Origin of the sequence: Streptomyces thermocarboxydovorans (genome assembly GCF_039524635.1) — a bacterium.
Lineage (GTDB): Bacteria > Actinomycetota > Actinomycetes > Streptomycetales > Streptomycetaceae > Streptomyces > Streptomyces thermocarboxydovorans.
Genome location: NZ_BAAAGU010000002.1, coordinates 33653 through 52952 on the forward strand (window position 1 = coordinate 33653; position 19300 = coordinate 52952).

Annotated in this window: 12 protein-coding genes and 1 pseudogene; 5 read left to right on the forward strand and 8 right to left on the reverse strand. The window is 72.2% G+C overall.

Annotated features, from left to right (window positions below; genetic code table 11):
- Positions 1–479 precede the first annotated feature (479 nt).
- The 4 genes and pseudogenes from ABD198_RS01125 to ABD198_RS01140 all read right to left on the reverse strand — a co-directional run.
- Positions 480–851: pseudogene (locus ABD198_RS01125) on the reverse strand (methylated-DNA--[protein]-cysteine S-methyltransferase); the annotation flags it as partial.
- A gap of 25 nt (positions 852–876) precedes the next feature.
- Complete coding sequence (locus tag ABD198_RS01130; RefSeq protein WP_343997369.1) at positions 877–2358, reverse strand: AlkA N-terminal domain-containing protein; 1482 nt, start codon at positions 2356–2358, stop codon at positions 877–879.
- Between the two features lie 128 nt (positions 2359–2486).
- On the reverse strand, positions 2487–6401 hold the full coding sequence (locus ABD198_RS01135; protein WP_343997370.1) for a glycoside hydrolase family 2 TIM barrel-domain containing protein: 3915 nt from the start codon (positions 6399–6401) through the stop codon (positions 2487–2489).
- Positions 6402–6643: 242 nt separating this feature from the next.
- The gene (locus tag ABD198_RS01140; RefSeq protein ID WP_343997371.1) at positions 6644–7369 is read right to left on the reverse strand and encodes a (2Fe-2S)-binding protein; all 726 of its coding nucleotides are present in this window, start codon (positions 7367–7369) and stop codon (positions 6644–6646) included.
- A gap of 145 nt (positions 7370–7514) precedes the next feature.
- Between ABD198_RS01140 and ABD198_RS01145 the strand changes: the two genes are divergently transcribed.
- From ABD198_RS01145 to meaB, 3 genes are read left to right on the forward strand one after another with little or no spacing between them, the layout of a single operon-like run.
- Complete coding sequence (locus tag ABD198_RS01145; RefSeq protein WP_343997372.1) at positions 7515–9323, forward strand: methylmalonyl-CoA mutase family protein; 1809 nt, start codon at positions 7515–7517, stop codon at positions 9321–9323.
- On the forward strand, positions 9323–11497 hold the full coding sequence (gene scpA / locus ABD198_RS01150; protein WP_343997373.1) for a methylmalonyl-CoA mutase: 2175 nt from the start codon (positions 9323–9325) through the stop codon (positions 11495–11497). The genes ABD198_RS01145 and scpA overlap by 1 nt, the downstream gene beginning before the upstream one ends.
- Positions 11494–12471: a methylmalonyl Co-A mutase-associated GTPase MeaB gene (gene meaB, locus ABD198_RS01155; RefSeq protein WP_343997374.1), complete on the forward strand. Its 978-nt coding sequence runs from the start codon at positions 11494–11496 to the stop codon at positions 12469–12471. Before scpA ends, meaB begins: the two co-directional genes overlap by 4 nt.
- An 83-nt stretch (positions 12472–12554) precedes the next feature.
- Here the strand turns inward: meaB and ABD198_RS01160 are convergent, their stop codons facing one another.
- The 3 genes from ABD198_RS01160 to ABD198_RS01170 form a co-directional block, all read right to left on the reverse strand.
- Positions 12555–13073, reverse strand: a complete 519-nt coding sequence (locus ABD198_RS01160; protein ID WP_343997375.1) for an O-acetyl-ADP-ribose deacetylase — start codon at positions 13071–13073, stop codon at positions 12555–12557.
- A gap of 48 nt (positions 13074–13121) precedes the next feature.
- Complete coding sequence (locus ABD198_RS01165; protein ID WP_343997376.1) at positions 13122–14531, reverse strand: phytoene desaturase family protein; 1410 nt, start codon at positions 14529–14531, stop codon at positions 13122–13124.
- A 227-nt stretch (positions 14532–14758) separates the two neighbouring features.
- Positions 14759–15604, reverse strand: coding sequence for an inositol monophosphatase family protein (locus tag ABD198_RS01170; RefSeq protein ID WP_343997377.1), 846 nt, complete (start codon positions 15602–15604; stop codon positions 14759–14761).
- Positions 15605–15842: 238 nt separating this feature from the next.
- Between ABD198_RS01170 and ABD198_RS01175 the strand changes: the two genes are divergently transcribed.
- Together ABD198_RS01175 and ABD198_RS01180 are read left to right on the forward strand one after the other, a co-directional pair.
- Positions 15843–16511, forward strand: coding sequence for a hypothetical protein (locus ABD198_RS01175; protein WP_343997378.1), 669 nt, complete (start codon positions 15843–15845; stop codon positions 16509–16511).
- A gap of 359 nt (positions 16512–16870) precedes the next feature.
- A complete protein-coding gene (locus tag ABD198_RS01180) occupies positions 16871–17707 on the forward strand; it encodes a CAP domain-containing protein (RefSeq protein ID WP_343997379.1) in 837 nt (278 codons plus the stop codon).
- 36 nt (positions 17708–17743) lie between these two features.
- Here the strand turns inward: ABD198_RS01180 and ABD198_RS01185 are convergent, their stop codons facing one another.
- Positions 17744–19288, reverse strand: coding sequence for an NCS1 family nucleobase:cation symporter-1 (locus tag ABD198_RS01185; protein WP_343997380.1), 1545 nt, complete (start codon positions 19286–19288; stop codon positions 17744–17746).
- Between the last annotated feature and the right edge of the window lie 12 nt (positions 19289–19300).

Here is a 19300-nt window from a genome sequence, read left to right on the forward strand (position 1 = left end):
TCGCCACGGCGGTCTCGGGGCAGTTCGGGTTCCTGCCCCAGCACACGACGTTCGGCGGGACCACGACAGGGCCGGGCGACGACTTGGCCTGGGCCAAAGCCCTGTGCGTCCTCCCCGACGGAACCGTCGCGGCCACCGGCTCCGGAGACCACACCCACCTGATCACCGCCGACCTCACCGCCGTGACGGCCCATCACGGCGCGCCGCGCCGCCGGGGTGACGAGGGCCCGCGCGACCCGTTCGCCACCTGGATCAGTACGACACCGGCCGGCCGGCTGCTGTGCACGACCGGCGAGTACGGCCTGTTCGAGTTCGGGGACCTCCTCCCCAACATCGTCTCCATCACCGACCAGCCCCTCACCCCCACCTCGAAGCCGGCCCTTCGCGCCCTGGCCTCCCTGGAGGCGGAACCCGCCGGGCACACGGAGGCCGACTTGCGCCCCGACCTCCTGCTCGACGGCAAGCCGGTCGGCATGGACCACCGGCCGCGCCCCTCCCTGATCGAGTACGCCGCCGGAGGACTTGGGGTTGCCGAGGGCGGCGGCGAGCTGGCCGTAGGTGCGGGTCTCGCCGTAGGGGATGCGGGTGAGCTCGGCCCAGACGCGGCGCTGGAACGGGGTGCCGTGGGGGCGGAGTCCGAGGGTGAAGTGGGTCAGGTCGCCTGCGAAGTAGGCGGAGAGTTGCTCGCGGGCCTCGGCGAAGGGGGTGTCGGCGTGGTCGGCGCGGGCGCCGAAAATCTCCTCGGGTGGGCGGTGGCGCTGGTCGGTCATGTAGAGGCCGCTGAGGACGCCGTCGTCGGCGACGAGGGTGAGGGGGCCGTAGGGGCTGTCGATGACGGTGTGCTGCTTCATGTCCATGGAGGGGCGTTCGCTTCGGTCAGGCCGGGAGGGAGTTGATGGGGTGGTTGTCGGTGGCCCAGAGGTACTGGACGGCGTAGGCGCGCCAGGGGCGCCAGGTCTCGGCACGGGCGGTGAGGGCGGCCGGGGTTGAGGGCAGGCCGAGGTGGTGGGCGGCGCGGCGGACGCCGAGGTCGGTGGGGAGGAAGGCGTCGGGGTCGCCGAGGGCGCGCATGGCGATGACGTCGGCCGTCCAGGGGCCGAAGCCGGGGAGGGCGAGGAGGCGGGTGCGGGACTCGGGCCAGTCGCTCTCCTCGCCCAGGTGGAGGGTGCCGTCGGCGAGTCGGCGGACGAGGGTGAGCAGGGTGGTGCGCCGGATGCGGGGCAGGGCGAGGGCGTCCGGGTCCAGTTCGGCGAGGTGTTCCGGTGAGGGGAAGAGGTGGGTGAGGCCGCCCTCGGGGTCGTCGACCGGTTCGCCGTGTGCGGTGACCAGGCGGGCGGCGTGGGTGCGGGCGGCGGCGGTCGACACCTGCTGGCCGAGGACGGCCCGTACGGCGAACTCCGCCGCGTCGACGGTGCGCGGGACGCGCCGTCCGGGGGCCTTGTCGACCAGGGGTGCCAGCGCGGGGTCGGTGCGGAGCTGGTCGTCGACCGCCACGGGGTCGGCGTCCAGGTCGAGCAGGCGGCGGCAGCGGCTGATGGCGACGGGGAGGTCGCGCAGGTCGCCGAGGGTGAGGCGGCAGGCGATGTGGTCGGGGCGCGGGGTGAGGGCGACGATGCCGTGGGCGTGGGGCAGGCGGAGGGTGCGCCGGTAGGCACCGTCGCGCCACTCCTCCACTCCGGGGACGGCGGTCGCGGCGAGGTGGCCGAAGAGGTTGTCGGGGTTGAGCGGGGCGCGGAACGGCAGGCGGAGGGTCAGGGCGCCGGTGGTGCCGTTGCGGCCGGTGGGCGAGGTGCGGGCGCGCAGCTCGCCCGGTGCGAGCGCGTAGACCTCGCGGACGGTGTCGTTGAAGGTGCGGATGGAGGAGAAGCCGGCGGCGAAGGCGATCTGCGCCATGGGCAGATCGGTGGTCTCGATCAGCAGGCGTGCGGTCTGGGCGCGCTGGGCGCGGGCCAGGGCGAGGGGGCCGGCGCCGAGCTCGGTCTGCAGCTGGCGTTCGATCTGCCGTGCGCTGTAGCCGAGGCGGGCGGCGAGGCCGGGGACGCCCTCGCGGTCCACGACTCCGTCGGCGATCAGCCGCATGGCGCGGGCCACCAGGTCGGCGCGCCGGTTCCACTCCGGGGAGCCGGGGCTGGTGTCGGGGCGGCAGCGTTTGCAGGCCCGGAATCCGGCCTGCCGGCAGGCCGCCGCGCTCGGGTAGAAGACCATGTTCCGCGGCTTGGGCGGCACCACGGGGCAGCTGGGCCGGCAGTAGATGCCGGTGGTCAGGACGGCGGTGAAGAACCAGCCGTCGAAGCGCGCGTCCTTGGACTGGACGGCGCGTACGCAGCGCTCGGTCTCGGTGTGCATCCCCTGGTGCATGGCTCCAGCATCGGCGACCTGGGCCGCCGATGCTGGCGGGAATCCGACATGGTGGTGGTGTGGGCTGCGCCAACCCGGGTCGCCCTTCGGGCGACGAAGCAGGGGAAGGTGTCAAGCAGGGGAAGGTGTCACTCCTCCGCGGTGGGCCGCCGGGAGAGTTCGGTCGCCCGGCGTACGTCGGTCAGGGGGCGCAGCCGGTATGTGTACCGGTAGTCGCGGTCGGCGAACAGCTTGTACTCGTCGTGGGTGTGGGCGCCCCAGCTGTTGTCGCCGCCGACGCCCATCTGCCGGTGGTTCACCCGGAGGACGACCGCGTCCCGCGGGGTGAGCTGGTAGTCGTGGCGCACTCCGCAGGACAGGTCCTCCGGGGTGAAGTGGGAGGCGTTGATCTCCACGAGGGGCTCGCCGGAGACGAGCAGGCCGGTGCCGTCGCGGCCGGTGAGGGCGGCCCAGCGCACATCGGTCCGGTTGCCGTTCTCCTGGGGGCGCAGGTAGGGGGTCCACTGGCCGGCGACGGTGCCGGAGTGGAGGCCGACGTCGGTGCCGTCGGCGCGGTCCCAGTGGTTCTCCTCGGGGCCGCGGCCGTAGTAGTGCAGCCGGTCCAGGCCGCGCGGCAGGAGCAGCAGAGTGCCGACCTCGGGGATGTAGGGAAGGGCGGCGGAGCCGGGGTGCAGGGCGTTGTCGACCTTGATCTCGCCGTTGCCGAAGACGGTGTACGTGGTGCTGCAGGCCGACTCGGTGGTGGTCGGCAAGGTGCCGGTGACGGTGATCCGCACGGCCCGGTCCCGCAGGGTGCGCACCTCGACCCCGGTGACCTTGCGCCGGGCCCCGGCGTCGCGCCAGGTCTGGTTGCGGGTGTGGTGGCCGTTGCCGCGGTCGTTGTCGGTGGGGGCACGCCAGAAGTTGGGCACCGGGCCCGAGGTGATCAGGCGGACGCCGTGGGCCTCGTAGGAGGTGATGGTGCCGCTGCGCTTGTCGACGGTGACCGTGAAGTCCTTGCCGGTGACGGTGATCTTCTGCTCGTTCTCGTCGTGGCGCAGCGCCGGGACGCGGTCCAGCGGTACGGGTGTCACGGGCGGGGCGCCGGCGTCGAGCGGGAGCTGCTGTGCGGCGATCTCGAAGCCGGGGTCGGCCCAGGGGGTGCGTTCCTTGGTGGTGAAGGACAGCTGCAGGAAGTACTCGCTGCCGGGTGCGGGGTGGCGGGGCAGCCGTACGGGCACGGTGATGTCCTTGCTCGACTGCGGCGGCACGTTCAGCTGCTCGCGGGTCAGCCGCCCGCGCTGGACGGCCTTGCCGTCGGCGACGAGGGTCCAGTGTCCGTCGAAGGCGCGCAGGTTGGTGAAGAGGTACTCGTTGGTGAGGGTCAGCCGGCCCGAGGTGAGGGTGTCGCCGTCGGCCGGGCGGGCGTGGACGGCCTGATAGATGCGTTTGACCTCGGCGGCCTTGCCGGTGTGGCGGCGGTCGGCGGTGATGATGCCGTCGCCGGAGAAGGCGCCGTCGTTGGGGTTGTCGCCCCAGTCGCCGCCGTAGGCGAGGAAGGTGCGGTCCTTCGGCCGCTTGCGGGTGACGTGGACGTCGGCCGCGTCGAACCAGAAGCGGACGCCGTCGTCGCCGGGGCGCCGGGCGTCGGAGGCGAGTTCGGCGGCGGTCAGGGCGCGGGCGTAGACGCGGGCCCTGCGGATGGTGCCGCTGAACTCGCGGGTGGGGTTGTCGACATCGGTGGCGAGGGAGAGCGGCGCGGTGTTGTTGTCCGGGCGGCGGGTGGTGGCGCGGGTGGCCCGTACGGTGCCGTCGACGAGGAGGGTGAGGGTGCCGGCGTCGGCGTCGAAGACGCCCGCGATGTGGTGTTCGCGGCCGGTCCAGTCGTCCGGGAGATTCCAGGCCGCGCTGATCCACTGGCCGCCGCCGTGGATGAAGAACTCCAGCCGCCGGTCGGTCTGTTTGAGCGCGTACTGGGTGTCGCCCTTGGCGATCACCGGCTGGTGGTAGCCGGTGACCTTCGGGGTGATCCACGCCTCCAGCGTCAGCGATCCGGTGAGGTCCAGGCGCTCGTCGCGGGCGAAGACGGTGCCGCCGGACAGGCCCTCGTCCCGGCTGAAGGAGCCGCTGGGGTTGACGATCTCGCCGCGCAGGGCGGCGGGGCCGGACTCGGTGAACAGGGTGCGGGCGGGGGCCGGCTGGCGCAGGGCCTGGTCGGCGAAGTCCCAGATCCAGCCGCCCTGGAGGACGTCGTAACGGCGCACGACGTCCCAGTACTTCTTGAAGTTGCCGTTGGAGTTCCCCATCCCGTGCGAGTACTCGATCATCACGTAGGGCCGGGTGTCACTGGTGTCCTTGGCCCGGGCCTCGACGCGGGAGGGGCTCTCGTACATCTTGGAGCGGATGTCGCTGATGCCGGGGCGGTCGTCGCCCTCGTACTGGATGACGCGGGTGGGGTCGTAGGAGCGGATCCAGTCGTGCATGGCGGTGAAGGTGCTGCCGCCGCCGGCCTCGTTGCCGAGGGACCAGATGACCACCGAGGCGTGGTTCTTGTCGCGGTGGACCATGTTCTGCGCGCGGGCCACGCACGCCTCGGTCCAGTCGGGGTGGTCGCCGGGGTACTCGCCGCGGATGCCGTGGGTCTCGAGGTTGGTCTCGTCGATGAGGTACAGCCCGTACTCGTCGGCGAGTTCCAGCCAGAGCGGGTTGTCCGGGTAGTGCGAGGTGCGCACGGAGTTGATGTTGAGCCGTTTGATGATGCGGATGTCCTTCACCATGTCGTCACGGGTGAGGGACATGCCGCGCTCGGGGTGCATCTCGTGGCGGTTGGTGCCGCGGAAGGAGACGGGCTTGCCGTTGATGCGCATCAGGCCGTCCTTGAGTGCGAATTCGCGCAGGCCGACGCGGTGCGAGAGGGTTTCGACGACCTTGCCCGCGGGGTCGCGGAGCTGGAGGACGGCGGTGTAGAGGTAGGGGTCCTCGGCGGACCAGAGCCGGGGGTCGGGCACGGCCTGGGCGGCCTCGACGGTGACGTCCTCTCCGGCGGGCACGGAGGTGACGTCGGCGGTCCGGCGCAGCGGGCGGGACCAGACGGCGTGGCCGCGGGCGTCGTAGAGCTGCACGTCGACGGTGTGCTTCCCCGTCTCCCGCGCCGCCTCCGTGTAAGCCCGCACCTGTGCCGTGACCTTGAGCTCGGCCGAGCGGTAGTCGTCGCCGAGCACGGGGTCCAGCTTGAAGTCGCGCAGATGCACGGCCGGGGTGGAGTACAGGTAGACCGAGCGGAAGATGCCGCTCAGCCGGATCATGTCCTGGTCCTCAAGCCAGTCGCCGTCGGAGTAGCGGTAGACCTCCACGGCGATCTGGTTGGTGCCGGGCCTGAGCTGCTCGGTGATGTCGTACTCGGCGGGGGTGTAGGAGTCCTCGCTGTAGCCGACCAGTTCGCCGTTGATCCATACGTAGTGGGCGGACTTGACGCCCTCGAAGTGCAGGAAGGTGCGCCGCCCCGACCAGCCGCGGGGCACGGTGAAGGTGCGCCGGTACTGGCCGACGGGGTTGTAGCGGGTCGGTGCGGCGGGCGGCTGGGCGTTCTCCCCCAGGCCGTTGGGGCCCCACCACGGGTAGTTGATGTTGACGTAGATGGGGCTGTCGTAGCCGTGCAGCTGCCAGCAGGAGGGGACCGGGATGGTGTCCCAGTCGCTGTCGTCGAGGTCGGTGCGGTGGAAGTCGGGGTCCCGGTCGTCGGGCCGGTCGGCGTGGGCGAACTTCCAGCGGCCGTCGAGGCTCAGCCGGTAGGGCGAGCGGGTGCGGTCGGCTTCCAGGGCCTGGTCGGCGTCCGCGTACGGCATCAGGGTGGCGTGCGGGGGTTCGGTGCCCACCCGGAAGACGGAGATGCGGCCGTTCCATTCAGGGGCGTCGGCCGGTTCGGGGGTTTCGGCCGCCGGGCGCCGAGGGGCGGCCTGCGCGGTGCCGGGGAGCGCGGCGGAGAGGGTGAGGGCGCCGAGGGCGGCGGCACCGGACTCCAGCAGCCGGCGCCGGCTGACGGGGGTGACGGGCAGGTGCGGCATGGCGTGGCCTTCCTCGGTACGACAGAGAGCTGCGCGGACTGAGGGCAAGGGGCGTTGCTGCGGGCGCGGATCACACCTGGTGGTGACGGAGTAACCACTGAGCCAGGGTCACCCTAGGACTCGAACAGTATCGAAGCAATCGCCCCGTCGAAATCTGTGCGCTCTTGATGGTTCCGAGGGGCTGCTCACCGGGACTCACCGTGCTTTGTCGTCAACTATCCGAAGCTCCATAACTTTTGACGTTATGTCGGCTCCTGGCAACCGGTGTCAGGCGGTGCGCTGCGTCCCGTGAGCACGCAGTCCCCGCACAGGCCGCCGCCGGGCACGCGGTAGTAGAGGCAGCAGCTGCGGCGGCGGAAGGAGAGGGCTCCGCCATCGGTCACGGTGAGGATTCCGGCGCCGGCGAGCGGTTCGCGGTCGAGCAGGGTGCGGACGAGGTCCGTGGCCGGTCGCGGCGGGGCGTGGCCGAGCAGCACGCGCAGCGCGCCGACCAGCGCCGAGGCGGAGTTGCCGCGCAGGACGTGGGGCGACAGTCCGCACAGGCGCCGGACGGCGGTGTTCAGCGGGTCCAGGTTGCGCAGGGCCACCGCGTCGAGGAGCGCGGCGGCGGGCCGGGACGGCAGCGCACGGGGCGCGGGCAGCCACAGGTCGACGGGGCCCGTCGGCGGCATGCGCCACCACAGCCGCGCCGGGTCGAGGTCGGGCACGGTCCCGGTGAACGCGGCGGAGGCGAGGGCGACCGACCAGAGCCGGGCGGCCAGGCCCAGCTGGAAGGTGGAGGCCGCCACCCGGGTCTGGTCGGTTCCCATCCGCCGGGCCACCTCCCGCACCCGCTCACCGAGCACGTCCGCATCGCCGTACAGCAAGGTCAGCGGCTGGAAGCCCTCCGGGTCCGGATGCTCGCCGCAGGTGGCGGCGAAGTAGGGTCCGAGGGCCGGGATGCGATGCCAGGGGGCGGTGGTCTCCATGAGCCCATCGTCCCGGTCGGCCTAGGAGGGCGGCCGGAGGAGGGGGCGGAAACGGAGCCGGAGAGGCAGCTCACAGGCGCGAAGAGGTCAAGGTCACAGCCGTTTCCCCTGCAGCTCCTTTGTGCCGCTGGCCTAACATCCGAGCATGACGGTCCTGCCTGACGACGGGCTCGAACTGGCCGCCGAATTCCCCGACGTAGCCCACGAGCAGTGGCAGCGCCTTGTGGCGGGTGTCCTGCGCAAGGCGGGCAAGGACGTCGAGGGCGACGCGGCCGAGGAAGCCCTGACCACCGCGCTGGAGGACGGGTTGCGGACCCGTCCCCTGTACACGCCGCGCGACGCCGCTCCCGAGCCGGGTCTGCCCGGGTTCGCTCCCTTTGTGCGCGGCGGTCGCGCCGAGGGGAACACCGTGGCCGGCTGGGACGTGCGGCAGCGCCATACGACGGCCGACAACGCGGCGGTGCTGGCGGACCTGGAGAACGGTGTCACCTCGCTGTGGCTGACCGCCGGTGAGGGCGGCATGCCGGTGTCCTCGCTCGCCCCGGTCCTGGAGGGCGTCTACCTGGACCTGGCGCCGGTCGTGCTCGACGCGGGCCGGGAGACCGAGGCCGCGGCGAAGGAGCTGCTGCGGCTGTACGAGGAGCGGGGCGTCGCCAAGGACGCGGCGGGCGGCAATCTGGGCGCGGACCCGCTCGGGTACGAGGCCCGCACCGGGCGGGCGTACGACACCGCCGGGGTGACCGCGCTCGCGCGGCTGTGCGCCGAGGAGTACCCGGGGCTGCGGGCGCTGACCGTGGACGCGCTGCCGTACCACGAGGCCGGCGGCTCGGCGGCGCAGGAGCTGGGCTGCTCGCTGGCGACCGGGGTGGCGTATCTGCGGCAGCTCACCGAGGCCGGCCTTTCGGTCGAGCAGGCCCTGGGGCAGCTGGAGTTCCGTTACGCGGCGACCGCGGACCAGTTCCTGACCATCGCCAAGCTGCGTGCCGCGCGGCGTCTTTGGGCTCGGGTGGCCGAGGTGTCGGGTGCGCCGGCCGCCGGGGCGCAGGTCCAGCACGCGGTGACCTCGCCGGTGATGATGACGCGCCGCGACCCGTGGGTGAACATGCTGCGCACCACGATCGCCACGCTGGCCGCCGGGGTCGGCGGCGCCGGCTCCGTGACCGTGCTGCCCTTCGACCACGCCCTGGGCCTGCCGGACGCCTTCGCCCGGCGCATCGCCCGCAACACGGCGACCATCCTGGTCGAGGAGTCGCACCTGACCCGGGTCATCGACCCGGCGGGCGGCTCCTGGTACGTGGAACGGCTCACCGACGAACTCGCCCACGCGAGCTGGGAGTTCTTCCAGGAGATCGAGCGGGCCGGCGGGCAGGCCGCCGCCCTGCGGTCCGGCATGGTGGAGCAGCGGCTCGCCGAGACCTGGTCGGTGCGCGCCGCCAAACTGGCGGGGCGCCGCGAACCGGTCACCGGGGTCAGCGAGTTCCCGCTGCTCGCCGAGAAGCCGGTGGTGCGCGAGCCCGCGCCCGAGCCGCCGTCCGGCGGCCTTCCGGTGGTGCGCCGCGACGAGGCGTACGAGGCGCTGCGCGCCCGCTCCGACGCGCATCTGGCCGCCACCGGGTCCCGGCCGAGGATCTACCTGGCCGCGCTCGGCCCGGCCGCCGCGCACACCGCGCGTCTGACCTTCGCCTCCAACCTGTTCCAGGCGGGCGGCATCGAGCCGGTCACCGAGGGGACCTTCGCGGAGAGCGGCGCGAGCGAGGCCTGCCTGTGCTCCAGCGACGCGCTGTACGAGGAGCAGGCGGAGCAGGCCGCCGCCGAGCTGAAGGCGCAGGGCGCCTCGCACGTGTTCCTCGCGGGCCGGCCCTCCTCGTACGCCGGGGTCGACGCCTATGTCTTCGCGGGCTGTGACGCGGTCGCCGTCCTGTCCGCCGCCCTCGACCGCATGGGAGTGTCCTGATGGGAATCCCCGACTTCTCCGGGATCGAACTGGGGACGCCGGCCCCGGACGGCAGCGCCGACGAGTGGCGTGCGGCCGTCAAGCGGGCGGCCGGCGGTGACGACCTGCTGTGGGAGACCCCGGAGGGCATCCCGGTCAAGCCGCTGTACACGGGGCAGGACCTGGAGGGCCTGGACTTCCTGGGGACGTACCCGGGCATCGCGCCCTATCTGCGCGGCCCCTACCCCACCATGTACGTCAACCAGCCGTGGACGATCCGCCAGTACGCGGGGTTCTCCACCGCCGAGGAGTCCAACGCCTTCTACCGGCGCAATCTCGCCGCTGGGCAGAAGGGCCTGTCGGTCGCCTTCGACCTGCCCACGCACCGCGGCTACGACAGCGACCACCCGCGCGTGACCGGTGACGTCGGCATGGCGGGCGTGGCGATCGACTCCATCTACGACATGCGTCAGCTGTTCGACGGGATCCCGCTGGACAGGATGACGGTGTCGATGACGATGAACGGTGCCGTGCTGCCGGTGCTGGCGCTGTACATCGTGGCGGCGGAGGAGCAGGGTGTGCCGCCGGAGAAGCTGGCGGGGACCATTCAGAACGACATCCTCAAGGAGTTCATGGTCCGCAACACCTACATCTATCCGCCGAAGCCGTCGATGCGGATCATCTCCGACATCTTCGCGTACACCTCGCAGCGGATGCCCCGCTACAACTCCATCTCCATCTCCGGCTACCACATCCAGGAGGCCGGTGCGACGGCCGACCTGGAGCTGGCGTACACGCTCGCCGACGGTGTGGAGTACATCCGGGCGGGACGGGACGCGGGCCTGGACGTGGACGCGTTCGCGCCGCGGCTTTCGTTCTTCTGGGCGATCGGCATGAACTTCTTCATGGAGATCGCCAAGCTGCGCGCGGCGCGCCTGCTGTGGGCGAAGCTGGTGAAGCAGTTCGACCCGAAGAACCCCAAGTCGCTGTCGCTGCGCACCCATTCGCAGACCTCCGGCTGGTCGCTGACCGCGCAGGACGTCTTCAACAACGTCACCCGCACCTGCGTCGAGGCGATGGCGGCGACCCAGGGCCACACCCAGTCGCTGCACACCAACGCCCTCGACGAGGCGCTGGCGCTGCCGACCGACTTCTCCGCGCGGATCGCCCGCAACACCCAGCTGCTGCTGCAGCAGGAGTCCGGTACCACCCGGGTGATCGACCCGTGGGGCGGCAGCGCGTACGTGGAGAAGCTGACGTACGACCTGGCCCGCCGGGCCTGGCAGCACATCCAGGAGGTCGAGGCCGCGGGCGGCATGGCCAAGGCGATCGACGCCGGCATCCCCAAGCTGCGCATCGAGGAGGCCGCGGCCCGCACCCAGGCCCGCATCGACTCCGGGCGCCAGCCGGTGATCGGCGTCAACAAGTACCGCGTGGAGAACGACGAGGCGATCGAGGTGCTCAAGGTGGACAACTCCGCCGTGCGCGCCCAGCAGATCGCCAAGCTGAAGCGGCTGCGCGAGGAGCGGGACGAGACCGCCTGCCGGGACGCCCTGGACGCGCTGACCCGGGCGGCCGGCGGGGACGGCAACCTGCTGGAGCTGGCGGTGAACGCGGCCCGTGCCAAGGCCACCGTCGGTGAGATCTCCGACGCCCTGGAGAAGGTGTTCGGGCGCCACGCCAGCCAGATCCGTACGATCTCCGGCGTGTACCGCAACGAAGCAGGCGAGTCCCCCTCGGTGGACCGCACCCGGGCCCTGGTGGACGCCTTCGCGGAGGCCGAGGGCCGCCGTCCGCGCATCCTGGTCGCCAAGATGGGCCAGGACGGCCACGACCGCGGCCAGAAGGTGATCGCCTCCGCCTTCGCCGACCTCGGTTTCGACGTGGACGTCGGCCCGCTGTTCCAGACGCCGGCCGAGGTGGCCCGTCAGGCGGTCGAGGCGGATGTGCACATCGTGGGCGTCTCCTCGCTGGCGGCCGGGCATCTGACGCTGGTCCCGGCGCTGAAGGAGCAGCTGGCCGAGGAGGGCCGCGAGGACATCATGATCGTCGTCGGCGGGGTGATCCCGCCGCAGGACGTGCCGACGCTGCTGGAGATGGGCGCGGCGGCCGTGTTCCCGCCGGGGACGGTGATCCCCGACGCGGCGTACGACCTGGTGAAGCGGCTCGCCGACGACCTGGGGCTCGCCCTGTGATCGACGTCGACGCCTATGTGAAGGGTGTGCTCGACGGCAAGCGGGCGATCGTCGCGCGCGCCATCACGCTCGTCGAGTCAACCCGTCCTCAGCACCGGGCGCTGGCGCAGGAGCTGCTCACCGAGCTGCTGCCGCACGCCGGCCGGGCGCGGCGGATCGGCGTCAGCGGGGTGCCGGGCGTGGGCAAGTCGACGTTCATCGACGCGTTCGGCACCATGCTCACGGGCCTCGGGTACCGGGTGGCGGTGCTCGCCGTCGACCCGTCCTCGGGCCGCACGGGCGGCTCCATCCTCGGCGACAAGACGCGGATGGAGCGGCTGGCCGTCGATCCGGCGGCGTTCGTGCGGCCGTCCCCGTCGGCGGGCACGCTCGGCGGGGTCGCCAAGGCCACGCGTGAGTCGATCGTGGTGATGGAGGCGGCCGGATACGACGTGGTGCTGGTGGAGACGGTTGGCGTGGGCCAGTCGGAGACGGCCGTGGCCAACATGGTCGACTCGTTCCTGCTGCTGACCCTGGCCCGCACCGGCGACCAGCTGCAGGGCATCAAGAAGGGCGTGCTGGAGCTGGCCGATGTCATCGCCGTGAACAAGGCGGACGGCCCGCACGAGCGCGACGCCCGCGCCGCCGCCCGGGAACTGGCGGGCGCGCTGCGGCTGATGCACGGCAAGGACGCGGCCTGGACCCCGCCGGTGCTCAGCTGCAGCGCCCGCGAGTCCACCGGCCTGGACACCGTGTGGGAGCGGCTGGAGCAGCACCGGGCGCTGCTGGACTCGACGGGGCGGCTCGCCGCCAAGCGCCGGGACCAGCAGGTCGACTGGACCTGGTCGATGGTCCACGACGAACTCCTCGGCCGCCTGCACACCGACCCGGCGGTGAAGTCCCTCGCCCCCGAGCTCGAAGAGCGGGTCAGGAACGGGGAGTTGACGGCCACACTGGCGGCGGAACGGATCCTGCAGGCGTTCACGGACCGCTGAGGACGTTCAGTTCGCTGGGGCCGGATCAGGGCCGCTGAGGCCGTTCAGCTCACTGGAGCCGGTTCACGGACCGCCGAGGCGGCTCAGGCTCCGTCCTCCAGCCGGGCGGCGAACGCGTTGTAGGCCCGCTCGTCGAACAGGACGAATCTGACCTCCTCCACGGCCGTGTCCATGGCCCGGACCGTCTCCACGGCGATGCGGGCCGCGTCGTCCATCGGCCAGCGGTAGACGCCGGTGGAGATGGCGGGGAACGCGACCGTCTTCGCGCCCAGTTCGTCGGCGACGCGCAGGGACTCGCGGTAGCAGGAGGCGAGCAGGTCCGAGCGGTCCTCGGTGGTGCTGTACACGGGGCCGACGGTGTGGATGACCCAGCGGGCGTCCAGTTCGCCGGCGGTGGTGGCGACCGCCTGGCCGGTGGGCAGGCCCTTGCCGTACTTGGTGGCGCGCAGCCGGCGGCACTCCTCGAGGATCGCCGGTCCGCCACGCCGGTGGATCGCGCCGTCGACGCCTCCCCCGCCGAGCAGGGAGGAGTTCGCCGCGTTGACGATGGCGTCGGCGCTCTGCCGGGTGATGTCGCCCTGGACGAGGGTGATCGTGGTCATGCCCGTCATCGTAGGGAGCCGGGCCGCGTGGCGGCGGGAACGCGCCGGTCAGGTCTGGCGCAGGCGCCGCCAGACGGCCTTGGCCGCGTTGTGTCCCGACATGCCGTGCACTCCGGGTCCGGGCGGGGTGGCCGAGGAGCAGATGTAGACGGACGGGTGCGGGGTGGCGTACGGGAAGAGGGACAGCCGGGGCCGCAGCACGGCCTGCAGGCCGGTCACCGCGCCGGTGGCGATGTCGCCGCCGACGTAGTTGGCGTTGCGCGCGGCAAGCTCCGGCGGGCCGGCGGTGGCACGGGCCAGGACGCGGTCGCGGAAGCCGGGGGCGAAGCGCTCCAGCTGGCGTTCGATGGCGTCGGTGAGGTCCCCGGTCCAGCCGTTGGGGACGTGCCCGTAGGCCCAGAAGACCTGCTTGCCCTCGGGCGCCCGGGTGGGGTCGGCGACGCCGGGCTGCACGGTGATCAGGAACGGCGCGTCGGGGGCGCGGCCCTCGCGGGAGGCGGCGCGCAGGGCGGTGCCGATCTCCTGGCTGCTCGCGCCGATCTGCACGGTGCCGGCGACGCGGGCCTCCGGCGCGGTCCACGGCACGGGGCCGTCCAGCGCGTAGTCGATCTTGAAGACGCCGGGGCCGTACCGGTAGCGGCCGTACAGGTCGCCGAGGCCGGCGATGCGGGCCAGGGCGGTGGGCGAGGTGTCGAAGACGTAGGCGCGGGCCGGCGGCAGGTCGTCCAGGCGCTTGACCTCGTAGTCGGTGTGGATCTGGCCGCCGAGGTCCTTCAGATAGGCGGCGAGCGCGTCGGAGATGGCCTGGGAGCCGCCGCGGGCGACGGGCCAGCCGCGGGCGTGCGCGGCGAGGGCGAAGACCAGGCCGATGGCGCTGGTCGCGAAGCCGCTCAGGGGTGCCATGACGTGGGCGACGAGACCGGCGAGGAGCGCCTTGGCCTTCTCGTCGCGGAAGCGGCGCATCAGCCAGGTCGACGGCGGCAGCCCGGCGAGCCCGAAGCGGGCGAGGGTGACCGGGTCGCGGGGCAGCGCGGTCAGCGGCAGGGACATGAAGTCGCGGGCGAGGGTGTCCCAGCGGGGCAGGAAGGGCTGCACCAGGCGGCGGTAGGCGCCGGCGTCCCGGGGGCCGAAGGAGGCGGCGGTCTCGGCCAGCGACCGGGACAGCACGGCGGCTGAGCCGTCCGGGAACGGGTGGGCCATGGGCAGCTCGGGCTGCAGCCACTCGAGGCCGTAGCGCTCCAGGGGCAGGGCGCGGAAGGCCGGGGAGTTGATGCCGAGGGGGTGTGCCGCGGCGCAGGGGTCGTGGCGGAAGCCGGGCAGGGTGAGCTCCTCGGTGCGGGCACCGCCCCCCACGGTGTCCCTGGCCTCGAACAGCGCCACGGTGAAGCCGCGCCGGGCCAGCTCCACGGCGGCGGTCAGTCCATTGGGCCCCGCACCCACGACGACCGCATCGAGCATCGACGGCACCTTCGGACTCCTTTGTCAGCCGGTGGCCACTGGAGGACAGGATATGCCGGGCCGCCGTCCCCCGGTCGCGGACCGAGAGGTGATCGTCCGCGGCCCGCGCCGCGCGGCGCCACCGCCGTGCGGCGTCCCGCCGTGGCGGGCCGGACGGCGGGGCATGCCAGATCACTCCGGATCACCAGGGCCTGCCAGATCACTCCGGATCACCGGGGCTCGGGAGATCAGGACCCGTCGGACAGCAGTTCGGCCACCCGGCGGGCGGTCGCGGCGTCGCGGGCGGCGGTGAACGGCAGGGTGTTGCCGCCGGTGATCCGGAACGGTTCGCCCGCGCGGGTCAGATGCGTTCCGCCCGCCTCCTCGACCAGCAGCAGCCCGGCCGCGTGGTCCCAGGCCGCCTCCCAGCTGAAGGCGGTGGCGTCGGACTCGCCGCGGGCGACCGCCAGATACTCAAGCCCGGCCGAGCCGCAGGAGCGCGGGGCCACGCCGTCGGTCCACAGGCCGAGCAGGGCGCGCTTCTGCTCTTCGGTGGTGTAGTCGGGGTGGGAGACCGCCACCCGCAGCTCGCTCCCGGGCTCCGGGGAGCCGGAGTGCAGCGGCTCGCCGTCGAGCAGGGCGCCCCGGCCGCGGACGGCGGTGGCAAGGAGGCCGCGGGCGGGGGCGTAGGTCCAGGAGGCGTGCACCACTCCCCCGTGTGCGAGTGCGACGAGCGTGCAGAAGCCGGGCTCGCCGCGCACGAACTGCCGTGTGCCGTCGACCGGGTCGACGATCCACACGGGCGCCTCGCCGCGTATCGCCTCGTACGAGGCCGGGTTGACGTGCACCGCCTCCTCGCCGACGACGACCGAGCCGGGCAGCAGGGCGGGGAGCGTCTTGGTCAGATACAGCTCCGCCTTGCGGTCGGCGTCGGTGACCAGGTCGTGCGGGCCGCTCTTGTGGTCCACCTCGTGCTCGGCGAGCCGGCGCCAGCGCGGCATGATCTCCTGCGCCGCCGCCTCCCGCAGGGCCTCCTCCACGTCGGCGGCGCGGCGGGCGAGGAACTCGTCGATGGTGTTGTGAGCGTCGATCATGTCTCCATGAGAGCACGTCGTCCCGCCGCGCCCCACTCGCCCGGGTACCGGGGGCTGCGCACCCGGTCGCGAAGTCCGGGACCGGGCGGTACTCAGGCCGGCGGGCACGCACCGTCCCGTCTCCGTCACCGCCCGAGTACGCAGCGAGTTGGGCCCTTCCGCCCCACAGGGAAGCGTGTGACACTGGCGTCCCGTCCGCAGTGTGGACCCCTCCGCCCCGACCCACGAGAAGTGCGCCGTGCGTTCCTTTCCTCTGCCGATCGCCCTGACCGCGCGCCTGTCCCCGGTGGTCGTACTCGCCGCTGCAGGGTGGGCGCTGTCCTCCGGCCCGCTGGCCGCTCCGCAGGCCGCCGAGAAGCCGCCCACCGAGAAGAAGACGCAGACGCAGTCCGCCTCCGCGCCGGCAGCGACCCAGGAGGCGAAGACCTACACCGCCGCCCCCGCACCGTGCACCGGCATCCCCGAAGACACCATCAAGTCCCTTGTGCCGAACGCCAAGACGGCCGGCAAGGAGATACCGTCGACCGACGCCAAGCTGCGCCGCACCTGCTCGTGGAACGCGCTCAAGGGGTACGAGTACCGCTGGCTGGATGTGTCCTTCGAGGTGATGGCCTCCGACGAGGCGGCGAAGCGGTCGTACGAGGGGCGGCTGCAGCAGAAGAGCGGCGGCGGATCCGTTCCCGGGCTGGGTGACGCGGCGTACTCCGTCGTGAACCTCACCACCGAGGACAAGCAGGAGACCCGCGAGGGCACGGTCGTGGCCCGCACCGCCAACGCGCTGGTGATCGTCACCTACAACGGCAGCGACTTCGAGTCGAAGAAGGCGCCCAGCTCGGACGAGATCAACAAGGGCGCGATCAAGGCCGCCAAGGCGGCGATGGCGACCCTGGAGAAGGCCCGGGACTGACATCCGGAATCCGCGGTTCCGTGACATCCGTCACACCCCTCTCCCGATCTATGCGGGGCCATTAGTAGAGACCGCCGCGACGACATAGTCGACTTGTCCGTCTTGCCCCCGGGGTGGGGACGGCCGGCGTGAGCGGCGGTCACCTCCGCCGGCAGGCATCGCCGTCTCTTCGCAGATGCAAGCCTCTTGACGTGACGACAGCCCCTCCGGCGCCCCTCCCCGCACCCTCTGGCACGCTCCGCCTCTCACCGCAAGGGGCTCGCCGGTCTACGAGGCGGGGTAGTAAAAGCGCCCGTTGCCCTGCGCGCCGGGACCTCCCAAGAATGGCCACCCTCCGGACATCAAGGGTGAGGTCACGCATGGCAAAGCATCGCCACCAGCAGCGCTACCGGCGGCCGGTCGTCGCCGCGATCGCCGCGAGCGTCATAGGCATACCGTCCGTCGCCATGGCCTGTACCGACTGGCCCGGCGACGATCAGGGGCGGCACGACCGCACCGCCGCCACCACGGTCGCCTCCGAGGACCGGTGGGACGGAGCGAACTGGTACCGCGAGTGGAGCAGCCGCCCGGGCAACGGCCCCTCGGCGCACACCACGCCCGAGGCGAGTCCGTCGAAGACGCACAAGAAGAAGGACGACGAGAAGTCCAAGAAGTCCCGTAAGGCGAAGAAGGCGAAGAAGACGAGGAAGGCGAAGGCCGCCGAGACCACCCGCGCCTCCGAGCCGGCCAGGACGCCGAGCGCCGAGCCCTCCACCTCCGCCCCGAAGCCTCCCGCCTCCTCGGCCCCCTCCTCGCCGAGCACCTCCAAGCCCTCCGCCACCGCCACGGGCGACGTCGCCCGGGTCGTGGAGCTGGTCAACGCCGAGCGCGCCAAGGCGGGTTGCTCGGCGGTGACCGTCAACTCCAAGCTGACCAAGGCCGCTCAGGACCACAGCGAGGACATGGCGGCGACCGGGAACATGTCGCACACCGGCTCCGACGGCTCCACCCCCGACCAGCGCATCACCCGCGCCGGCTACAGCTGGAGCGCCTACGGCGAGAACGTCGCCTACGGCTACTCCACGCCGGAGCAGGTGATGGAGGGCTGGATGAACAGCCCCGGCCACCGGGAGAACATCCTCAACTGCAACTTCAAGGAGATCGGCGTCGGCCGCTCCGGCACCTACTGGACCCAGGACTTCGGCACCGCCCGCTAGGGGGTGTCCGCAAAGTCCCGGGTCATCACCTGCCGCTCACTGAAGGCGGGCCGCAGCCCGGTCGGAGGCGCTGCGGCCCGCCATCAGCGCCACGTACAGCACCAGCGAGGCCGCCAGGCCCACGGCCCAGCCGTAGTCCGCGAGGGGCTTCAGGAACGGGATCAGGCCGTCCTCGGGGAAGGGTCCCTTGCCCGGCGCCGAGTGGGAGCCGCCCACCGCGAGCACCCCGCCGACCACGAAAGCGACGACGGCCCGCAGGTTCCAGCCGGAGGTGTACCAGTAGCGGCTGCCCGGGGTGTACAGGCCGGGCAGGTCCAGCGCGGTGCGGCGGACGATCCAGTAGTCGCCGATGAGGATGCCGGCGACGCTGCCGAGCAGGCCGCCGACCAGGCCGAGCCAGGTGAAGATGTACAGCTCGGGCGTCTCGGTGAGCTTCCACGGCATGATCACCACGCCGACCACGCCCGTGATCAGCGCGCCGGTGCGGAAGGTGATGAACCGCGGCGCCAGGTTGGCCAGGTCGTACGCCGGAGAGACGACGTTGGCCGCGATGTTCACCGAGATCGTCGCGACCAGCACGGTCACCAGGGCGAAGAGCAGCCCGAAGACGTTGTCGGTCTTGCCGGCGAGCGCCACCGGGTCCCACATCGCGACGCCGTACACCGCCTGCGAGCCGGAGGTGACGAACACCGAAAGGAGCGCGAACAGGGTCATGGTGGTGGGCAGTCCGAGGGTCTGGCCCCACACCTGGGCGCGCTGGCCCGCCCCGAAGCGGGTGAAGTCGGGGATGTTCAGGCTCAGCGTGGACCAGAAGGCGATCATGCCCATGAGGGAGGGGAAGAACACCGGCCAGAAGTCGGCGCCCCAGCCCAGCTTCGAGGGCTGGTCGAGCAGCGGGCCCAGACCGCCCGCCTTGGTGGCGATCCACACCAGCAGCACCAGCGCGCCCACGATGACGAACGGCGCCGCCCAGTTCTCGAACCGGCGCAGGGCCTCCATCCCCCGGTAGATGATGGCCAGTTCGAGCGCCCAGAACAGCACGAAGCACACCCAGAGCGTCCACGGCTGGCCGCCCACCTCGGACGCCTCGGCCCAGCCGCCGAAGATCTTGCCCAGCAGCACGAAGATGCCCTGGCCGCCGATCCAGGTCTGGATGCCGAACCAGGCGCACGCCACCCCGGCCCGGATCATCGCCGGCAGGTTGGCGCCGCGCAGCCCGAAGGAGGCGCGGGCCATCACCGGGAACGGGATGCCGTACTTGGGTCCGGCGTGACCGGTGAGCAGCATCGGCGCCAGCACGATGACATTGGCGAGCGCGATGGTGAACACCGCCTGCTTCCAGTCCATGCCGAGCGCCACCAGGCCGGAGGCCAGCAGCCAGGAGGGGATGTTGTGCGCCATCCCCACCCACAGCGCGCAGAAGTTGTACGTCGTCCAGCGGCGCCGGGCCAGCGGCACGGGCAGCAGGTCGTCGTTGACGAAGCGGCTGTGGGTGGGGACGGCGCCGGGCGGAAGCTCGACGCGTCCCGCCGGGTCGGTTATCGAGGGGTCGGAAGGTGTGGGCGGGACGGTCGCTGTCATGGACGTTCCCTT